Below are 18,670 nucleotides of genomic sequence, written 5' to 3'. Positions count from 1 at the left end.
TGTTACAAAATCAACTATATGGAAAGCGGCATCACCTCCCCGGTGGTGCCGCTTTCCGTTTTTTGTTTCTGAATGCCGGTTCAGGACTCTTCGCCGGTGAAGTCGGACAGAGTCCGGAAGAGATATGAATAGATCTCCGGGCTCTTCTCCTTCCACTGTTTTGTGATCATCTTTGCCTGCTGCTCGGTCGGGACGGTGAGCGTCAGCTCCATCAGGGGCTCTGAGTGCTCAAGAACCGCGCATGCGGCAGCGTAGTCGCCCGAGGTTGTCCGGTAGTACTGTGCCCGTGTGCTGACGGCCTCGCGGAAGCTCAGCCTGTTTTTCTTCAGGTAGGCATCGATATCGGAGCGGATATCCGGTCCGAGGTCATTCTTCAGCGCGTCAAGGCTTGCCCGGCCGGCATCGGTCAGGGAGTAGTAGAAGCAGTCCGGGCAGGCTTCCTCGTGGATCAGCCCGGCGTCCACCAAATCGCTGATGGTGTACTGGGCATTGAAATAGTTCGTATAGCCGAGGTCTGTGAAGATGCCGGCGATCTGTTTATTGGTCATTGCAAAATCCACACGGCTCAGCGTGTAGAGCGTCATGAGCTTATAAAGAACCTGAAGCTGGTCAGCCATCGATTTCTCCATTTTCATTGATCATATTCCGGAAACAGGCCTATCTTAGCATATGAAAGAGCGGGAGACAAACGGCACAGGGCCAGGCCACAGCGCCGTGAAATGCGGAGGTCCGGCTCGACTACTCCTTTTACCGCTTTGCAAAGTATGATAAACTCTCAGTGGCATGAAAGATGGGTTTGCCGGAGAGCCTGGTGAAGGGGACGGAAACCCATGGGGAGCGTGTGTCATCAAGGTTTTCAAGGGGAAAGAAAGTGAAGAAGAAATATTCAACTCTGACGGAGAGAGCATACAGGAGGAGACGGAGCTACGTGCTGCTCAGGAGCATGATTGCCCTGCTGATTGTGATCCTGGCGCTTCTGGCCGGACTTCTCATCTATGAAACCAGAAAGATGAAGACCTATTCGAATCCGTATGCGAAGGCACTGGAGGAAAAGCAGGCTGCTGCGGCGAAGGAGGAGAGCAGCGCCGGCAGCGATTCGGATCTTGAAGGTGTGAAGGCGCAGGCGAATCTGCTTGCCACGCAGTATGATTATGACGGTGCGGTCAATCTGCTCAAGTCTCAGAAGGACTTCGGGAAGAACGACCAGCTCAAGGCGCTTGCCAACTCCTATGAGAAGACGAAGAGCAGCTGCCAGCCGTATCCGATCGACCAGATCACACATGTATTCTTTCACTCGCTGGTTGTCAACGATGCAAAGGCATTTGATTCGGATGCAACCGCAGCTGGGTACAATCAGGTCATGACAACCATCTCCGAGTTTAACGGAATCATCCAGCAGATGTATGACAAGGGGTATGTGATGGTCAGCCTCCACGATATGTGTGAGGTGGCGGACGACGGAACGGTCTCGAAAAAGGAGATTCTGCTGCCGCCTGGAAAGAAACCCTTTGTATTGTCGCAGGATGACTGCAGCTACTACCACTATATGAAGGACGATGGCTTTCCGCAGAAGCTGGTTGTGACGGAGGAGGGGAAGGTCAAGAATTCCCTGCTCCAGGATGACGGAACAGTGAGCATCGGAGATTACGATGTCGTGCCGCTGATTGATACATTTGTGGAGCAGCATCCGGATTTTTCATATCATGGGCGCAAGGGAATCCTGGCGCTCACCGGGTACGAGGGGGTGCTCGGGTACCGGACAGACGAGGTCTACAAGACAAGGGATCCGGCCAGGGTGACAGAGTACCAGCAGGAGTTCTTTGACGAGAATCCGGATTTTGATTATGACAAGGACTGCGCCGATGCCAAGGCTGTCGCGGATGCGATGAAAGCGGAGGGTTGGGAATTCGCATCCCACACATGGGGGCATATCGCACCGCTGCAGTATTCGCTCGACGCGGTGAAGCAGGATACGGAGCGCTGGCTGAACAATGTCGCGCCGATTGTCGGGGATACGGATGTGCTGATCTTCGCCTTCGGAGCGGATATCGGGGACTGGCATCCGTACACCCATGACAACGCGTACTTTGATTATCTCAAGTCGAAGAAGTTCAGTATCTACTGCAACGTCGATGGTTCAGTCAAGAGCTGGGTGCAGTTCGGCCCGGACTATATGAGACAGGCAAGACGGAACCTGGACGGCTACCGTATGTATTACAATCCGGATCTGCTGTCCGACCTGTTTGACGTGAAGTCGGTCTGGGATTCCAACCGGCCGACGCCGGTGCCGAAGATGGGCTGAGAGCTGACATGTGTGGAAATGAATGAAAGGGGGCGTCAAATATGCAGATATTGATCCGCGGGGGACGGCTGCTGGATCCGCTTTCGGGAACCGACAAGGTCACAGATGTCCTGATTGAGGATGGGTGCGTAACGCAGATCGGGGATGGGCTGACATTCCCTGCTCCGAAAAAGAAGAAGATCGTCAAGGAAGCCTCCGTCTCGGGCGAAACGGTTGATGAGGCTTCGACCGATATGGCTGTCACGATTGACGCATCCGGGTGCTGGGTGATGCCGGGATTTGTCGATCTCCATGTTCATCTGCGTGATCCGGGGCAGACATACAAGGAGGATATCGGGACAGGCTCGCAGGCAGCAGCCTGCGGCGGGTTCACGACAATCTGCGCGATGCCCAACACGAAACCGGTCATTGACAATCCGGACAAGCTGAATTATGTGCGGTTCAAAAGCGCGGCGCTCTCCCCGATCCATGTGATGCAGATCGGCTCGATCACAAAGGGTGAGAAGGGGGAAGAGCTCTCCGACATCGCCGGACTTGCGGATGCCGGCGCACCGGCCATATCCGAGGACGGCCGGTCTGTTGAGAATGCAGCGCTGATGAAGCAGGCGATGCGGGAGGCAGTGAAGGCCGGAATTCCGGTGTTTGATCACTGTGAGGACAAGAAGCTGGCCGGAAAGGGCGTCGTAAACGAGGATGAGAATGCAGTCCGCCTGGGGCTTCCGGGGATTCCGGACAGCGCCGAGGACGTGATCGCGGCCAGGGACATCCTGCTGGCGCGGGAGACGGGCGCGCATCTCCATCTTTGCCATGTCTCGACGCGGGAATCGGTGGAGATGATCCGGTTTGCCAAGTCGAAGGGCGTCCACGTGACTGCGGAGGTCACGCCGCATCATTTCACGCTCTGTTCAGACGATATCCTGGCGGACGACCCGATGTTCAAGATGAATCCGCCGGTCCGGACAGCTGCGGACAGGGAGGCACTGATCGAGGGACTCCGCGACGGAACAATCGACTGCATCGCGACGGATCATGCGCCTCATGCGGTCAGCGAGAAGTTCGGCTCAATGCTGACGTCTGCATTCGGTATCGTCGGGCTGGAGACGGCGCTTCCGCTGGCGGTCACGAGGCTTGTCGAGCCGGGAATTCTGAGCCCGCTTGATCTTGCCAGGGTGATGAGCACCGCACCGGCGCAGGTCGCAGACCTGACCCGCCAGTACGGGGACGGAAAGATAGAGGTCGGGAATCCGGCGGATATTACAATTGTCCGGCCGGATGAGGAGTGGACGATTGATAAAAAGCAGTTCCTGTCCAAGGGCAGGAATACCCCGTTCGAGGGCTGGAAGGTGCGCGGGCGGGTGAAGGTGACGATTTGTGACGGCGAGATTGTGTACACAGACAAAAGGAGACAAACATCATGATCGATCAGCTGGTTGCGGGAATCAAGAAGACGGAGGCACCGATCGTTGTCGGACTGGATCCGCAGATGAAGTTTATTCCGGACGAGGTCAAGAACCCTGTCTTTGATGAGATGGGCGAGACGCTTGAGGCTGCAGGTGAGATTCTGTTCCGTTTCAACAAGGCGATTGTCGATGCGGTCTGTGACCTGGTTCCGGCTGTAAAGCCGCAGATTGCCATGTACGAGCGCTTCGGAATTCCGGGGCTGGCAGCCTATCAGCGGACCATTGATTACTGCAAGTCCAGGGGACTGGTTGTAATTGGAGATGTCAAGAGGGGTGACATCGGATCGACCTCAGAGGCGTATGCTGACGCTCACCTTGGAAGGGTCATGGTCGGAGAGCGTGAGTACAAGCTGTTTGACGCGGACTTTGCGACAGTGAACCCGTACCTCGGCTCGGACGGCGTGGTCCCCTTCCTGAAGGTCTGCGATGCGCAGGACAAGGGAATCTTCGTGCTGGTCAAGACCTCGAACCCTTCCAGTGGAGAGTTCCAGGACAGGCTGGTGCTGGTCAGGGCGGGGGAGTTTGACGAGGACGCAGGCGGCAGCATCGACACAGCGTTCTTTACAGGAAAGAAAAACAAGGGCGGCCTTTCGCTTGAGAGCATTGTGCTGGCGGCCGGCAAGGACGGGCTTCGCAGCTATGTGCTCCGCCCGATGTATGAGATTGTGGCGGAGGAAGTCGCCAGATGGGCGCGGGAGCCGAGGCTGATGGGAAAGAGCGGTTATTCGGAGGTGGGCGCGGTTGTCGGTGCGACTTACCCGGAGATGGGAAAGGTGCTCCGGAAGATCATGCCGCATTCCTTCATCCTGGTTCCGGGATACGGCGCCCAGGGCGGAAAGGGAAAGGATCTCACGCATTTCTTCAACAAAGACGGGCTCGGCGCGATCGTAAACTCCAGCAGGGGCATCATCGCAGCCTATAAGCAGGAGCCATACTGTGACAAATACATGCCGGAAAATTTCGCGGATGCAAGCCGCGCCGCGGTCAAGGCCATGCGGAAGGACATCCGGGAAGCCATCGGCTGAAAGGTTGCGGGTACTGCCGCCCGGTAAGGTCAAAGATGCCGGCGCAAAATATGGCGGAGAATTCCGGGAAATCAGGAAAAACAGGGTGATCGTTCGGGGGATTCCGGGCGAACACAAGAAACGTGTTGTGAACGAACAGGAGACGGGTATGCAGGCCGGACAGGAAACGGGGATCAGAGCGGTTCAAAAGTTCAGGGAAAAGGCGGAAGTTCTTCAGAATACGAGGATTGCGAAAGGCATCTATGATCTCAGGCTGAAGACGAAGCAGATCGCGGCGGCCGCGAAGCCGGGACAGTTTGTGTCGGTTTACAGCAACGATCACTCCCGGCTTCTGCCGCGCCCGATCAGCATCTGCGGCGCAGACCCGGAGAGCGGGGAGCTGCGGCTGGTATTCCGCGTCGCCGGAAGGGGAACGGAGGAATTTTCCCGTCTGTCGGCGGGAGACAGGGTAGATCTGACGGGACCGCTTGGAAATGGATTTCCGGAGTCTGTCCTGAAGGGACAGGCGGGAAAGACGGTTTTTCTCATCGGGGGCGGAATCGGGATCCCGCCGATGGTGCAGCTGGCAAGGACACTGGCGGCAGGCGATGATGAAAAGGGTGCGCCGCGGCTGATCTCGGTATTGGGATTCCGGGACGAGCTGTTTCTTGTGGACGATCTGAAAGCGTACTCAGAAGTGGTCATTGCAACGGAGGACGGCAGCTGCGGGACGAAGGGCAACGTGCTCGATGCGATCCGCGGGAGAAACCTGAAGGCTGATGTGATCTGCGCCTGCGGGCCGACCCCCATGCTGCGCGCGCTTCGGGTGTACGCACAGGAGACCGGAGCCGAGTGCTGGCTGTCTCTCGAGGAGAAGATGGCCTGCGGGATCGGTGCCTGCCTCAGCTGTGTTTGCAAATCGACTGATATCGATGAACATTCCAGGGTAAGGAACAAGAGAGTCTGCACGGAGGGACCGGTATTCAATTCGATTGATATCGAATTGTGATGAGCTGTAAGGAATGGCCCGGGATCCGGGGAATCAGAATTGTACCGGAAGCCGGGACGGCCCCTGGAAGCCGGGACGGCACCCGGAGAGACTGGATAAGTGTCGGAATGCCGGGAAGGCAGCAGGCAGGTAAACGAGTGCGCCTAGGCGAAACGGGCGTCGCTGGAGAGGATGAACAGGAATATGCAGCCGGATATGAGTGTGGAGATTGCCGGGGTTTTGCTGAAGAACCCGGTCATGACGGCGTCCGGAACCTTCGGGTCCGGACAGGAGTTTTCGGAATTTGTCGATCTGAACCGGCTAGGCGCGGTTGTGACAAAGGGCGTGTCCTCCGTTCCGTGGCCGGGAAACCCGACCCCGAGAATCTGCGAGACGCCCTCCGGGATGCTGAATGCCATCGGGCTTCAGAATCCGGGGGAAGAGACATTTGCGAAGCGGGATCTGAAGTTCCTGGAGCAGTTTGACACGAAGGTAGTCGTGAATGTCTGCGGACACAGCACGGAGGAGTACGTCGACTGCGTGAGAAGGCTCGCGGACGAAAAGCGCGCGGATCTTCTGGAAATCAACATATCCTGCCCGAACGTGAAGGAGGGCGGCATTTCGTTCGGGACGAATCCCCGGGCGGTCGAGCAGATCACAGCGGCGGTGAAAAAGGCGGCCCGGCAGCCGGTGATCATGAAGCTGAGCCCGAACGTGACCGATATCCGGGAGATTGCGAAGGCGGCGGAGGCGGGCGGCGCGGACGCGCTGTCGATGATCAACACCATCACCGGTATGAAGATCGATGTGAGAAGAAGAACCTTTGCGCTGGCGAACCGGACCGGAGGGCTGAGTGGCCCGGCGATTCACCCGGTGGCAGTCCGGATGGTCTGGGAGTGCGCGCAGAGTGTGAAGATCCCGATCATCGGGATGGGCGGCATCGCTGACGCGGAAGGTGCCCTGGAGATGATCATGGCAGGCGCCAGCGCTGTTTCGGTTGGAACAGCGAATTTCCGGGATCAGACAACGGTGGTCCGCGTCATCGACGGGATCAGGGCTTATCTGGAGGAGAACCAGATCGGATCGGTCAGGGAGCTGGTCGGCTGCGTAAGGTGACGATAAACAGCCGACGCGGCAGCCGGAATAGCAGCAGATTGCCGGGAGAAGCGGCGGGTGGTGACGGCAGCCGGGACGGCTTCAGATTGCCGGATGAATCGGCAGTGAGGAGAGGTTATGGAGAAGTACAAGGAATCATTTATTGAATTCATGGTGGACTGTGAGGTTCTGAAGTTCGGAGACTTTGTCACAAAGAGCGGGCGAAGGACGCCGTTCTTTGTCAATACGGGATTTTACCGGACGGGCGGCCAGCTGAAGAAGCTTGGCGAGTACTATGCAAAGGCGATCGAGGATGCCTTCGGGACGGACTTTGATGTCCTGTTCGGACCTGCCTACAAGGGAATTCCGCTCTCGGTTGCGACGACGATTGCGCTTTCCGAGGACTGCGGGAAGGAGATCCGGTATTGCTCCAACCGCAAGGAGATCAAGGATCACGGCGACAAGGGCATCCTGCTCGGCGGTCCGATCAAGGATGGTGACAAGGTTGTAATCATCGAGGATGTCACAACAGCCGGCACCTCGATCCGGGAGACGCTCCCGATCATCCGGGACACGGCGGATGCGCAGGTATGCGGGCTTGTCGTCTCGGTCGACCGCTGCGAGCGCGGGACCGGAACAAAAAGTGCGCTGGAGGAGATTCAGGAGACATACGGGCTGAAGACGACGGCGATTGTCACAATGAAGGAGGTCGTCTCCTATCTCTATAACAGAGAGGTCGGCGGCAGAGTCCTGATCGACGACGATATCAAGGCGAGAATTGACGCTTACTATAAGGAGTACGGTGTATGACGCCACGGAGGAAGAAGCACATTCAGAGAGTGTCGGGTGTGCTTTTTTTTCTTTATCTTGCGGTGCTCATCTATTTTCTGTTTTTTGCAGACGAATATGGCAGGACCCCAAGCGTGGAAATGCGCTACAACCTGGTTCCCTTCGTGGAGATCAGACGATTCCTTGTCTACCGGAAGATCCTCGGGTTTCGGGCTGTCTTCCTGAACGTATACGGAAACATCATCGGGCTTCTTCCATTTGGCTTCTTTCTGCCGTCGATGCACCGGTATTTCAGGCGTGTGTACCGAACCGTATCGGTGAGCTTTCTGTTTTCCTGCGGCGTCGAGCTGACGCAGCTGGTGACAAGGAGAGGGAGCTGTGATGTCGACGACGTGATCCTCAATACGCTGGGCGGACTGCTGGGGTACCTTCTGTTTGCCCTGAGCAGAAGGCTGGCGCGGCGGACTGCGCCGGGGCAGAAAGACAGCGGAACACCGGCAGAGCCCGGATGAACAGCGGAACGCCGGCAGAGCGCGGCTGATCGTCACAGCGTGACTGAAATTCCGGGACTGGAAGGCTGGCGCGGTGAACGGGACCGGCAAGGAGGAGACAATTCAGATGGCAAAGGCATATACATATAAGATTCACCCAAGGGCAGGAAGGAAGGGTGTTGTGAGCGTGGTGCTCTCAGGCATCACAATCATCCTGTTTCTGGGACTTCTGACAGCCTGCACGGCGCTGAAGGGGCAGGCGGGTCTGTGGGCAGGGGCGGTCGGTTTTTCAGGCATGATGGCAGCCCTGGCCGGTGTGATCATAGGGCTGAGGAGCTTTCGTGACAGACAGCCGTCCTATGGGTTCAGCAAGACGGGGACGATCATCAATGGAATGATGGTGGCCGTCTGGTTTATCCTGTTCTGCCGGGGGCTTGCCGCCTGAGAAGACGGCGGGCGGCCGTACATTTAGATGAGGAAAGAGACATGGGGAATATCTGGGCAGATTATGACGCGATCGACCTCTGCGAGGAGCGGTACGGGCTGGCGGAGGGCCGGATCCGGGAAATTGCAGCGGAGCTGGGGGCTGCGGGGACGAATTCTACAGCCGGAGAAGGGAAAGAGACCGGTATGCCGGGAGCGGATCCGAATGCCGCCCATCCGCTGCCGGAGGCATTCAAGGCTTTTTTCAGAGACACCGCGTCCTTTATCGCGGAGCTGTGCGGGATCAGGGCCAGCCTGAAGAGCGGTTACTATGACAGTCATCCGGAAAAGTGGCCGGAAATGAACAGGCGGATGTATGAGGATATCCTCCCGGACCATTATGAGCAGAGCTTTGCAAATCCCGCCTGTGCAGAACGCATGCTTGGTGCTGATTTCGGTTCTCTTCTGTGTTTTCTGTATACGCAGGAGCGCGGCCTGATCGCCTATGTGTTCGAAGACAAGGTGGAGGAGCTGGCCGCGCACATGGAGCTCTTCATTCAGGTGTACGGGCTGTTTGCGGAAGGGCTGCCGAAGCCGGAGGATGTCCGGGAGACGCTGTACTGGTTTGAGAGCGACAACACGGATGTGATTCTTAGAAACCGCATCCGGGGGCAGATCGATCCGGCCTGTGACGATGCTGTTTATACATTGATGACACTCGATACCAACGATCCGGCATCCCTTTACAGGAGCGGAGAGTATATTACGGAAAACGAGCTGAGAACGTTCCGGTATCTGGCATCGCTCCCGGAAGCGGAAATCCAGCGGATGGCAGATACATTCACAGAAGGATACCGGGAAGGCTTCATTCTTGGTGAGAAACCGCTGTATAAAAAGCGGACGGTCTCGCTGATCTATCATGCGGGATTTGAGCGGATGATGCAGGCAGCGGTCCGGAATTTCCTGAAAATGGGGCTGCGTCCCACCATTGTCCGCTGCGGGGTGTCTGCCGTGACGGGGATGTCAAGGACCGGAGGCTTTACAGGAGCGTCCCCGAATCCGCAGTATGATTATGATCACCGCGAGGATGCGGCGCTGTTTCTTGATTCCCGGTTTGTGGAGCGGAAGCTCGAAGTGACGGAGGCGGTGTACGGCGAATTCCTTGAGCAGGCACACCGGTACGGCGGTCCTGCTGTGCTGGAGGTCTTCGGGGAACCTCCGTTTGACCCGGTCTCGAAGAAGGAGGCGCTGAAATATTCGGAGAAGCAGCAGGCGCTTTCCGTAAAGCTGAAAAATGAGACGGCGCGTATCGTCAATGATGCCATCTACGGGCAGGAACGCTCCTTTACGGTCATTTCGTTCCCGGTTCCGACGATCGACGAAGAACGATATGAGGAGATCTTCCGTGAGACGATGAAGGTCAACACCCTGGATGCGAAGAAATACAGTGCGATTCAGCAGGTAATGATCGATACGCTTGACAAGGGAACGAAGGTTCACATTCTCGGGAGGGGTAAGAACCGCACGGATCTGACGGTGCAGCTGTGGAGGCTTCAGGATCCGGCACAGGAGACTATCTTTGAGAACTGCGGTGCGGATGTCAACATTCCGGTGGGCGAGGTGTTCACGTCTCCGGTTCTGAAGGGGACGGACGGCGTGCTGTTTGTCAGCCAGGTCTATCTGCAGGGACTGAGCTTCCGGAATCTGGAGCTTCATTTCAAGGACGGCTGTATCACCGATTATTCCTGCTCCAACTTCGAGACGGAGGAGGAAAACCGGGCATACATCGAGGAAAACATCCTGTTCCATCACAAGACGCTGCCGATGGGTGAGTTTGCGATCGGGACCAACACGACCGCCTACGCGATGATCCAGAAGTACCAGATCGGACCGAAGATGGATATCCTGATCGCAGAGAAGACAGGACCGCACTTTGCGGTGGGCGACACCTGCTACAGCTGGGACGAGGACAATGTGACGCGCAATCCGGACGGAAAGAAGATCGTCGCCCGGGAGAATGATTTCTCGAGGCTCCGGAAGGAGGATCCCTCGAAGGCTTACTTCAACTGTCATACGGACATCACGATTCCTTATGAGGAGCTGGGGCTGATCGAGGTGGAAAACGAGGATGGAAGCTGGAGACAGGCGATTATCCGGGACGGCCGGTTTGCACTGGAGGGAACGGAGGAACTGAACGGACCCCTTGACATGGATGCATCAGGCATGGCTTGCGAAAGCGACCCAATTAAGGTAGGATAAAGCGGGAAAAAATCAGGAGGAGACGGAAGATGGAGAAGCCGGTTGTCGGAATTGTGATGGGCAGTGATTCAGATCTGCCAGTCATGTCGAAAGCTGCGGCGATTCTGGAGGAATTCGGAGTCCCGTATGAGATGAGAGTCATATCCGCTCACAGGGAGCCGGATGTGTTCTTTGAGTACGCGAAGGGCGCGGAGGCAAGAGGCCTGAAGGTGATCATCGCCGGTGCCGGCATGGCAGCCCATCTGCCGGGGATGTGCGCGGCGCTGTTCCCGCTGCCGGTCATCGGTGTCCCTCTTTACTCAAAGACGCTGGGCGGGGAGGACAGCCTGTACTCGATCCTCCAGATGCCTTCCGGCATTCCGGTCGCGACGGTTGCGATCGACGGAACCAAGAATGCGGCGCTTCTCGCCGTCCGGATGCTGGCAATCAGCAATCCGGAGCTTCTGGAAAAGCTGAAGGCGTATGCCGGAAAGCAGTGTGATGCCGTTCAGAAGAAGGATGCAAGGCTGCAGGAAGTCGGGTACAAGGAGTACTGAGGCTGGATTCTGCCCAGGCGAAGGAGAGCTGCGGCAGGTTATCAGCAGGGTGTGAGCTGGAACGCGGGATAGGGGGCCTTTATGGATTACAGAAGCGCAGGGGTTGACATCGAGGCAGGGTATGAATCTGTCAGACTGATGAAGCAGTTTGTCGCTCGCACCATGAGACCGGAGGTCATGACCGACCTTGGCGGCTTCTCGGGTGCCTTTTCGATGGATGCGGTGAAGGGAATGGAACACCCGACGCTTTTGTCCGGGACGGACGGTGTCGGAACGAAGCTGAAGCTGGCCTTCGTGATGGACCGCCATGATACAGTCGGAATCGACTGTGTCGCGATGTGTGTCAACGACGTGGCCTGCGCAGGCGGCGAGCCGCTGTTCTTCCTGGACTATATCGCGTGCGGGAAGAATAACCCGGAGAAGATTGCGAAGATTGTATCCGGCGTGGCGGAGGGCTGCGTGCAGTCCGGCTCGGCGCTGATCGGCGGTGAGACGGCAGAGATGCCGGGCTTCTATCCGGAGAACGAATATGACCTGGCCGGCTTCTCGGTCGGTGTGGCAGATAAAAAGGACCTGATCACAGGCGCGGACATCCGGCCGGGCGATGTGCTGGTGGGGATCGCTTCCTCAGGCGTGCACAGCAACGGCTTCTCTCTGGTGCGCTCGGTCTTTTCCTGCGACGAAAAGACGCTGGGCACCTATCATGAGTCGCTCGGTGCGACGCTGGGAGAGGTGCTCCTGCGCCCGACGAAGATCTATGTGAAGGCACTTCGGAGCGTGAAGGACGCGGGCGTGAGAATCAAGGGCTGCAGCCATGTGACGGGCGGCGGTTTCTATGAGAATGTGCCGCGCATGCTGCCGGAGGGTGTGAAGGCTGTGATCCGGAAGGACAGCTACGAGGTTCCACCGATCTTCCATCTTCTTCAGAAGGAGGGAGATATCTCCGGGAAGATCATGTACAACACCTTCAATATGGGCATCGGCATGGTGCTTGCCCTGGATCCGAAGGATGCGGATGCCGCGATTGAGGCGGTCAGCCGTGCAGGCGAGCGCGCGTATGTCATCGGATCGGTTGAGGAAAGCACGCAGAAGTGCGCGGAGGTCATCTGAACAACTTGAAAATCAGGCAGGGGAAGACCGGCCAAGCCCGGGGAAAGTGATATCAGTTCGTGCCGGCGGCTGTCCTTGCTGTGCAGAGTATGGACAAGGCAGGGATGACAACGGACGGCTGCGGGAAGGGGAAGGAGACGGCAGTGTTCAGAATAGCGGTACTGGTTTCCGGAGGCGGGACGAATCTGCAGGCCATCATCGATGCCATCGATCAGGGGACCATCAAAGACACGGAGATCGCGCTTGTCCTGTCCAACAACGAGGGCGCCTTCGCACTGGAGCGGGCACGCAGGCGCGGGATCCCGGCGGCGGTTGTTTCACCGAAGTCATTTGCAGCCAGAGCGGCCTTCAACGAGGCACTTCTGGACTGCGTGCGGGAGCATCAGCCGGATCTGGTCGTGCTGGCCGGATTCCTCTGCGCGATTCCGGATGAGATGGTCGAGGCGTACAGAAACAGGATCATCAACATCCATCCGTCCCTGATTCCGTCCTTCTGCGGAAAGGGCTATTATGGGCTGAAGGTCCACGAGGCCGCACTTGAGCGCGGCGTGAAGATCTCGGGGGCTACCGTTCATTTTGTGGACAGCGGGACCGATACAGGACCGATTATCATGCAGAAGGCGGTCGCCGTGCTTCCGGATGATACGCCGAAGACGCTTCAGCTGAGGATCATGGAGCAGGCGGAGTGGAAAATTCTGCCGAGAGTGATTGATCTGATTGCGCACGGGAAGGTGAAGGTGGACGGCCGGAAGGTGACCGTCATCGGGCAGGATGAGGAAGGCGGTTCTCAGAAAGGGAGTCAGGTATGAAAATTCTGATTGTAGGCAGCGGCGGAAGAGAACATGCGCTTGCGTGGAAGATTTCGCAGAGCAGCAGGGTTGAGAAGATTTACTGTGCGCCGGGGAATGCCGGCATCGCAGAGCTTGCGGAATGCGTGCCGATCGGTGCGATGGAATTTGAAAAGCTGGCAGATTTTGCCTGCGAGAAGAAGATTGATCTGACAGTTGTGGGGATGGACGACCCGCTTGTGGGCGGGATTGTCGATGTTTTCAGGGCCAGAGGGCTTCGGGTATTCGGACCTGAGAAGAAGGCCGCGACCCTCGAGGGGAGCAAGGCATTCTCCAAGGACCTGATGAAAAAATATCACATTCCGACGGCCGCGTATGAGACCTTTTCGGATCAGGAAGCCGCCATCGAATATTTAAAGACGAAGGCGTCCTTCCCGATTGTCCTGAAGGCATCCGGTCTTGCGCTCGGCAAGGGCGTCCTGATCTGCCGGAACCTGGAGGAAGCGCTCCGCGGCGCGGAAGAAATCATGGGCGAAAGAAAGTTCGGCGATGCCGGCAGCCAGATGGTCATCGAGGAGTTCATGACCGGTCATGAGGTGTCTGTCCTGACCTTCTGTGACGGGAAGACCTTCCGGGAGATGTCCTCCTCGCAGGACTACAAGCGCGCAGGGGACAACGACACCGGACTCAACACGGGCGGAATGGGAAATATCTCCCCGAGCCCGTTCTATACGGATGAGGTCCGTGCCTTTTGCGAGGAGAAGATCTTCCAGCCGACCGTGGACGCGATGCGGGCGGAGGGAAGAGCATTTGTCGGTGTCATCTTCTTCGGCCTGATGCTGACGAAGGACGGGCCGAAGGTACTGGAGTACAACTGCCGCTTCGGCGACCCGGAGGCGCAGGTCATTCTCCCGCGGATGGAGAACGACATCGTCGATGTCTTTGAAGCCTGCATTGACGGGCGGCTGGACCAGGTCGAGTTGAAGTTCAGAGACGAGGCTGCCGTCTGCGTCATTCTTGCGTCCGGCGGCTATCCGGTGAAGTACAGAAAAGGGCTTCCGATCAGCGGGCTTGAGCATGTCCGGGGAAAGGAAGGCTGCTGGTGCTTCCATTCCGGGACTGCAAAGAAGGATGGACAGGTGGTCACCAATGGCGGAAGAGTGCTGGGGATCACAGCGCTCGGGAAGGATCTCAAAGAGGCACGGGAGCGCGCCTACAAGGCTGTCTCAGAGGTCAGCTTTGAGGATGAGATGTATCGCCGGGATATTGGCAAGAAAGAGATAATGGGGGAATAAACAGACATGAAATGCGGACGGAAGACGGCCAGAGGGCTGATGGCGCTGGTTGCTGTCATCGTGCTGACATTCAGCATTCAGCTGGCAGCGTGGGCGGAAGGCCAGAGCGATGACAATTCACTTTCCAGCCTCGGGATTACGACACAGGGCGTGACGGTGAGTCCCGATTTTTCATATGACCATCTGACTTATGATGTGGTCGTCCCGGCAGGAACTACCGAGCTTGCGCTGGATCCGGTTCTGTCCAACCCGAACGCGACCATCAACAGCATTGATGGAACGACGCTTACCAATGGGACCGGCACGGTCACCATCACGGTCACGGCGCCGAGCGGTGCCATGACGGCCTATACCCTGAACGTGACGACTGCCGCTGATACGAATGTGGACCCGGCGACAGCCATCTCGGAGAAGGAATCCCAGCGTGCGTCGGAGACGCAGGCGCAGACTCAGTCTGAGACGCAGCCGGTCACGGAGACGGAAGATTCGCGCTACGTCAAGGTGGACAAGAATACACTGAAGGATGCGGAGGATACCATTTCCAGGCTCCAGAGTGACCTGCAGGTGTACAAGGACAGAAGCCATACATTCACATATGTGATCTATGCGCTGATTGCAGGCTGTGTTGTTCTGCTCTTTCTGGTTGTGAATCTTCTGATCCGGAAGAAGGACATCGCTGCCGAGCTGAATACATACAAAAAGCAGCGGAAACTTCCGGAGGGCTTCGATGATACCGGCGATGTGATCCCGCAGGATGGGTGGCTGGATGATGAGCCGGATGAGAGGGCTTCGAGGAAACAGAAGAAGAATAAAAGAGGGATGACCGTCCCGAGCTACGGTGAGACGGACGATCTGATCATGGACGTTCCGCCAGTAGCGCCGGGGACGCGTCAGAACGCCCAGACATCCTGGACGCAGCAGCAGGTCGGAACTCCGGTCATGCCGCCGAAGGAATATACACCGTACAACGGATATGCGAAGACCGGAAGGCAGACGAAGCCGGCCGGCGGGCATGGAACGCAGGGCGCAGGCAGCACTTCCATGGATGAGACACGGCGCTACAGTGTCCCGCAGCATGCGGAGGGGATGAAGAAGGCTCCGGCACCGGGAGATCAGACGATTGTTCTTCCGGGAAAGAAGCTGACAAGGGCGGAAAAGGCCGCTGCCAGAAAGGCAGAGAAGGAAGCCAGAAAGGCGAAGAAGGAAGAGCAGGAAAGCAGATGGAAGAAGGCTCCGGCGCCGGGTGAGAATCCGTATGCAGGTCAGCAGGGGTATCCGGGTGTGATGCCGGCCGACGGTGACATGAAGGATACTGTCTCCCGGAACCAGCAGCCGTCTCAGGTTCCGTCACAGCCTCAGGGACAGTCACAGCCGTCTCAGGTTCAGGCTCCGTCACAGCCTCAGGGACAGTCACAGCAGCCGCAGGCTCCGGTACAGCCGCCGCAGCAACAGCCAGCTGTACAGCCTCAGGGACAGCCACAGCCTAGCCGTTTCAATCCGGATCAGAAGGAGGACGGCGTCAAGGTAGACATGATCGACCTGTAAGTGTCAGAAAAGGGATCAGACAGGCAATCAGAAAGACAGGATATGGATACAATCCGTAACAACAAATATACGAAGCCGGCAGAGCTTGCGCTGAAGGAAGCGCGTAAGCTGGCAGAAAAATATCACGTGCAGAGTGTCGGAACCGAGCACATCCTGCTGGGGCTTCTCTCCCGCAGCGAGGGGACAGCCGCGGTTGTCCTGAAGGACTGTGGTGTCACGGAGGAGAGTCTCTCGGATCTGGTGGAGAAGCTGATCGGAGAAGGCAGCGCGGAGACGACGGAGAAGGACAGCTATACGCCGCGGGCAGTGGCGGCGCTGAAGGCTTCCGGCGTGCAGGCGAAGTACTTTTACTCCTCTGACATCGGGACGGAGCACATTCTGCTGGCGCTGATGCGGGATATCGACTGCAATGCGGCAAAGCTGCTGCATACGCTGCATGTCGATTTTCAGGAGATGTACCAGCGGATCCTTGATATCATCGGCGTGCCTGATGACATGGCGGCCGACTATCTGTCCAACGTCCTGCAGACGGCACAGGGGCAGACAGGCGCCACTCCGACGCTGGATCAGTACTCGCGGGACCTGACGGAGGACGTCCGGTCCGGAAAGATTGACCCGGTGGTGGGCCGGGAGGAGGAGACGGAGCGGATCTGCCGCATCCTCTGCCGGAAGACAAAGAATAATCCCTGCCTGATCGGTGAACCGGGTGTGGGAAAGACAGCGATCGTCGAGGGACTTGCCCAGAGGATTGTCCGGGGAGATGTCCCGGACCCGCTGAAGGGAAAGCGGCTGGTCATGCTGGACATTGCGGGTATGGTCGCCGGCGCCAAGTTCCGGGGAGATTTTGAGGAACGCATCAAGGGTGCCATGCAGGAGGCAGCGGACAGCAGTGACGTGCTGCTTTTCATTGACGAGATTCACACCATCATCGGCGCGGGGAGCTCGGAAGGTGCGCTGGACGCGGCGAATATCATGAAGCCGATGCTCTCGCGCGGAGAGATTCAGGTGATCGGGGCGACCACGGTCGATGAGTACAGAAAGCATATCGAGAAGGATGCCGCGCTGGAGCGGCGTTTTCAGTCGATTCTGGTCGAGGAGCCGACACCGGAGCAGTGTGTCCGGATTCTCGAGGGGATCCGGCCGGCATACGAGAAGCACCATGAGGTGAAGATTTCGGACGAAGCGATCGAAGCCTGCGTAAAGCTGAGCAGACGGTATGTGACAGACCGGGTTCTGCCTGACAAGGCGATTGATCTGATGGATGAGGCCTGCTCCAGGCGGCAGCTTCAGTCCTATTACCAGAAAAACGGGCAGCCGGAGAAGGAGACAGGGGATCTTGCCGGTCTCAGAAGAGAGCTGGAAGCCGCTCTGTCGGCGGGCGATCTTGAGAAGGCGCGGGAAGTCCACGCCGGAATCGAGACGCTGGAGAAAAAGGCAGCCCGGCATTCCCAGGGGGCCGGCGGGCGCGCACGGACCGTCACGGCGGAGGACATCGCCGTCACAGTCTCTGAGTGGACGAAGATTCCGGTCACAAGGCTGACAGAGAGCGAAAGCAGGAAGCTGGTCGGTCTGGAGAAGACGCTTCATAAGAGAATCATTGGCCAGAATGAGGCCGTCGAGGCGGTCAGCAGAGCCATCCGCCGCGGACGCGCAGGACTCAGGGATCCGAAGAGACCGGTGGGGTCATTTCTCTTCCTGGGACCGACCGGTGTCGGAAAGACAGAGCTCTCGAAGGCGCTGGCGGAGGCAGTCTTCGGCAGCGAGAAGAATATCATCCGCGTCGACATGTCGGAGTATATGGAGAAGTTCGATGTCTCGAAGATGATCGGCTCGCCGCCCGGCTATGTCGGGTACGATGAGGGCGGACAGCTGTCCGAGCAGGTGCGGCGGCACCCTTACTCCGTCGTGCTGTTTGATGAGATCGAGAAAGCGCATCCGGACATATTCAATGTGCTGCTGCAGGTGCTGGATGAAGGAAATTTCACTGACGCACAGGGCCGGAAGGTTGATTTCCGCAATACGGTCATTATCATGACATCGAATGCCGGTGCGCAGCAGATCATATCCCCGAAGAAACTCGGATTCGGCAGCGGAAATGACGAGAAGGCGGACTATGAGGCGATGAAGAGCTCCGTGATGGGTGAGGTGAATCGCATCTTCCGCCCGGAGTTTCTGAATCGGATCGATGACATCATCGTGTTCCATCCGCTCCGAAAGCCGGAGATCCGGCAGATCGCGGATCTGATCATTGACAGACTGGCAGGACGGGCAAAGAGTCAGACCGGAATCATTCTGAAGGTGAAGCCGGCTGTCCGGGACTATATCGCTCAGAAGGGCTTTGACCCGAAGTTCGGGGCGCGGCCGCTGAAGCGGGCTGTTCAGAGTGAGATCGAGGACCCGCTTTCCGAGGAGATCCTGCAGGGCGGCGTGAAAAAGGGAAAGACCATCTTCTGCGATTATCAGGATGGGAAAGTCACCTTCCGACAGGCACCGGACAGGGAAAAGAGCAGGAAAACAAGAAAGCCGGAGCAGGCAGAAAAAGCAGAACAGACAGGCCAGGAAACAGAGTAAAGACAGACAAGATA

General features: G+C 57.6%; 16 protein-coding genes. 15 read left to right on the top strand and 1 reads right to left on the bottom strand.

Annotation, left to right across the window (positions count from 1 at the left end; all coding sequences use genetic code 11):
• Positions 1-80 precede the first annotated feature (80 nt).
• Positions 81-617: a DUF4364 family protein gene (locus FYJ35_RS05630; RefSeq protein ID WP_205839730.1), complete on the bottom strand. Its 537-nt coding sequence runs from the start codon at positions 615-617 to the stop codon at positions 81-83.
• A 194-nt stretch (positions 618-811) separates the two neighbouring features.
• Between FYJ35_RS05630 and FYJ35_RS05625 the strand changes: the two genes are divergently transcribed.
• From FYJ35_RS05625 to FYJ35_RS05555, 15 genes are all read left to right on the top strand, one after another.
• A complete protein-coding gene (locus FYJ35_RS05625; RefSeq protein ID WP_328597046.1) occupies positions 812-2,302 on the top strand; it encodes a polysaccharide deacetylase in 1,491 nt (496 codons plus the stop codon).
• A gap of 41 nt (positions 2,303-2,343) precedes the next feature.
• Entirely contained in the window at positions 2,344-3,720 is a 1,377-nt protein-coding gene (locus FYJ35_RS05620) for a dihydroorotase (protein WP_154524372.1), read from the top strand.
• Entirely contained in the window at positions 3,717-4,787 is a 1,071-nt protein-coding gene (pyrF, locus tag FYJ35_RS05615; RefSeq protein WP_154524370.1) for an orotidine-5'-phosphate decarboxylase, read from the top strand. The genes FYJ35_RS05620 and pyrF overlap by 4 nt, the downstream gene beginning before the upstream one ends.
• 148 nt (positions 4,788-4,935) lie before the next feature.
• The gene (locus FYJ35_RS05610; protein ID WP_154524468.1) at positions 4,936-5,775 is read left to right on the top strand and encodes a dihydroorotate dehydrogenase electron transfer subunit; all 840 of its coding nucleotides are present in this window, start codon (positions 4,936-4,938) and stop codon (positions 5,773-5,775) included.
• 171 nt (positions 5,776-5,946) lie between these two features.
• Positions 5,947-6,870 carry a dihydroorotate dehydrogenase gene (locus FYJ35_RS05605; protein WP_235906392.1) on the top strand — a complete coding sequence of 308 codons (924 nt, stop codon included), beginning with the start codon at positions 5,947-5,949 and terminating at the stop codon, positions 6,868-6,870.
• A 117-nt stretch (positions 6,871-6,987) separates the two neighbouring features.
• Positions 6,988-7,659 carry an orotate phosphoribosyltransferase gene (gene pyrE / locus FYJ35_RS05600; protein ID WP_154524368.1) on the top strand — a complete coding sequence of 224 codons (672 nt, stop codon included), beginning with the start codon at positions 6,988-6,990 and terminating at the stop codon, positions 7,657-7,659.
• Positions 7,656-8,150, top strand: coding sequence for a VanZ family protein (locus tag FYJ35_RS05595; protein WP_154524366.1), 495 nt, complete (start codon positions 7,656-7,658; stop codon positions 8,148-8,150). The genes pyrE and FYJ35_RS05595 overlap by 4 nt, the downstream gene beginning before the upstream one ends.
• Positions 8,151-8,256: 106 nt before the next feature.
• Positions 8,257-8,574: a DUF6142 family protein gene (locus FYJ35_RS05590; RefSeq protein WP_154524364.1), complete on the top strand. Its 318-nt coding sequence runs from the start codon at positions 8,257-8,259 to the stop codon at positions 8,572-8,574.
• A 41-nt stretch (positions 8,575-8,615) separates the two neighbouring features.
• The gene (locus tag FYJ35_RS05585; protein WP_154524362.1) at positions 8,616-10,811 is read left to right on the top strand and encodes an aminopeptidase; all 2,196 of its coding nucleotides are present in this window, start codon (positions 8,616-8,618) and stop codon (positions 10,809-10,811) included.
• Between the two features lie 29 nt (positions 10,812-10,840).
• Positions 10,841-11,347, top strand: coding sequence for a 5-(carboxyamino)imidazole ribonucleotide mutase (gene purE / locus FYJ35_RS05580; RefSeq protein ID WP_154524360.1), 507 nt, complete (start codon positions 10,841-10,843; stop codon positions 11,345-11,347).
• An 81-nt stretch (positions 11,348-11,428) separates the two neighbouring features.
• Complete coding sequence (gene purM, locus FYJ35_RS05575; RefSeq protein ID WP_154524358.1) at positions 11,429-12,457, top strand: phosphoribosylformylglycinamidine cyclo-ligase; 1,029 nt, start codon at positions 11,429-11,431, stop codon at positions 12,455-12,457.
• A gap of 143 nt (positions 12,458-12,600) precedes the next feature.
• Positions 12,601-13,266 (top strand): phosphoribosylglycinamide formyltransferase, encoded by a 666-nt coding sequence (purN, locus tag FYJ35_RS05570; RefSeq protein WP_277067436.1) that lies wholly within the window; start codon positions 12,601-12,603, stop codon positions 13,264-13,266.
• A complete protein-coding gene (gene purD / locus FYJ35_RS05565; RefSeq protein WP_154524356.1) occupies positions 13,263-14,540 on the top strand; it encodes a phosphoribosylamine--glycine ligase in 1,278 nt (425 codons plus the stop codon). Before purN ends, purD begins: the two co-directional genes overlap by 4 nt.
• A 6-nt stretch (positions 14,541-14,546) precedes the next feature.
• A complete protein-coding gene (locus FYJ35_RS05560) occupies positions 14,547-16,085 on the top strand; it encodes a cadherin-like beta sandwich domain-containing protein (protein ID WP_154524354.1) in 1,539 nt (512 codons plus the stop codon).
• Positions 16,086-16,127: 42 nt separating this feature from the next.
• Entirely contained in the window at positions 16,128-18,656 is a 2,529-nt protein-coding gene (locus FYJ35_RS05555) for an ATP-dependent Clp protease ATP-binding subunit (protein ID WP_154524352.1), read from the top strand.
• Positions 18,657-18,670 lie beyond the last annotated feature (14 nt).

The organism is Porcincola intestinalis (genome assembly GCF_009696445.1).
Classification (GTDB): domain Bacteria; phylum Bacillota; class Clostridia; order Lachnospirales; family Lachnospiraceae; genus Porcincola; species Porcincola intestinalis.
The sequence above is the reverse complement of the archived record's forward strand: the minus strand, read 5'-3'. Positions and strand labels throughout refer to the sequence as shown.

Coding starts and splice junctions, on each gene's coding strand:
- FYJ35_RS05560 (WP_154524354.1), top strand. CDS start 14,547: ATGAAATGCGGACGGAAGACGGCCAGAGGGCTGATGGCGCTGGTTGCT.
- FYJ35_RS05555 (WP_154524352.1), top strand. CDS start 16,128: ATGGATACAATCCGTAACAACAAATATACGAAGCCGGCAGAGCTTGCG.
- FYJ35_RS05595 (WP_154524366.1), top strand. CDS start 7,656: ATGACGCCACGGAGGAAGAAGCACATTCAGAGAGTGTCGGGTGTGCTT.
- purE (WP_154524360.1), top strand. CDS start 10,841: ATGGAGAAGCCGGTTGTCGGAATTGTGATGGGCAGTGATTCAGATCTG.
- FYJ35_RS05620 (WP_154524372.1), top strand. CDS start 2,344: ATGCAGATATTGATCCGCGGGGGACGGCTGCTGGATCCGCTTTCGGGA.
- FYJ35_RS05610 (WP_154524468.1), top strand. CDS start 4,936: ATGCAGGCCGGACAGGAAACGGGGATCAGAGCGGTTCAAAAGTTCAGG.
- purD (WP_154524356.1), top strand. CDS start 13,263: ATGAAAATTCTGATTGTAGGCAGCGGCGGAAGAGAACATGCGCTTGCG.
- FYJ35_RS05630 (WP_205839730.1), bottom strand. CDS start 617: ATGGCTGACCAGCTTCAGGTTCTTTATAAGCTCATGACGCTCTACACG.
- purM (WP_154524358.1), top strand. CDS start 11,429: ATGGATTACAGAAGCGCAGGGGTTGACATCGAGGCAGGGTATGAATCT.
- pyrE (WP_154524368.1), top strand. CDS start 6,988: ATGGAGAAGTACAAGGAATCATTTATTGAATTCATGGTGGACTGTGAG.
- FYJ35_RS05605 (WP_235906392.1), top strand. CDS start 5,947: ATGAACAGGAATATGCAGCCGGATATGAGTGTGGAGATTGCCGGGGTT.
- pyrF (WP_154524370.1), top strand. CDS start 3,717: ATGATCGATCAGCTGGTTGCGGGAATCAAGAAGACGGAGGCACCGATC.
- FYJ35_RS05590 (WP_154524364.1), top strand. CDS start 8,257: ATGGCAAAGGCATATACATATAAGATTCACCCAAGGGCAGGAAGGAAG.
- FYJ35_RS05585 (WP_154524362.1), top strand. CDS start 8,616: ATGGGGAATATCTGGGCAGATTATGACGCGATCGACCTCTGCGAGGAG.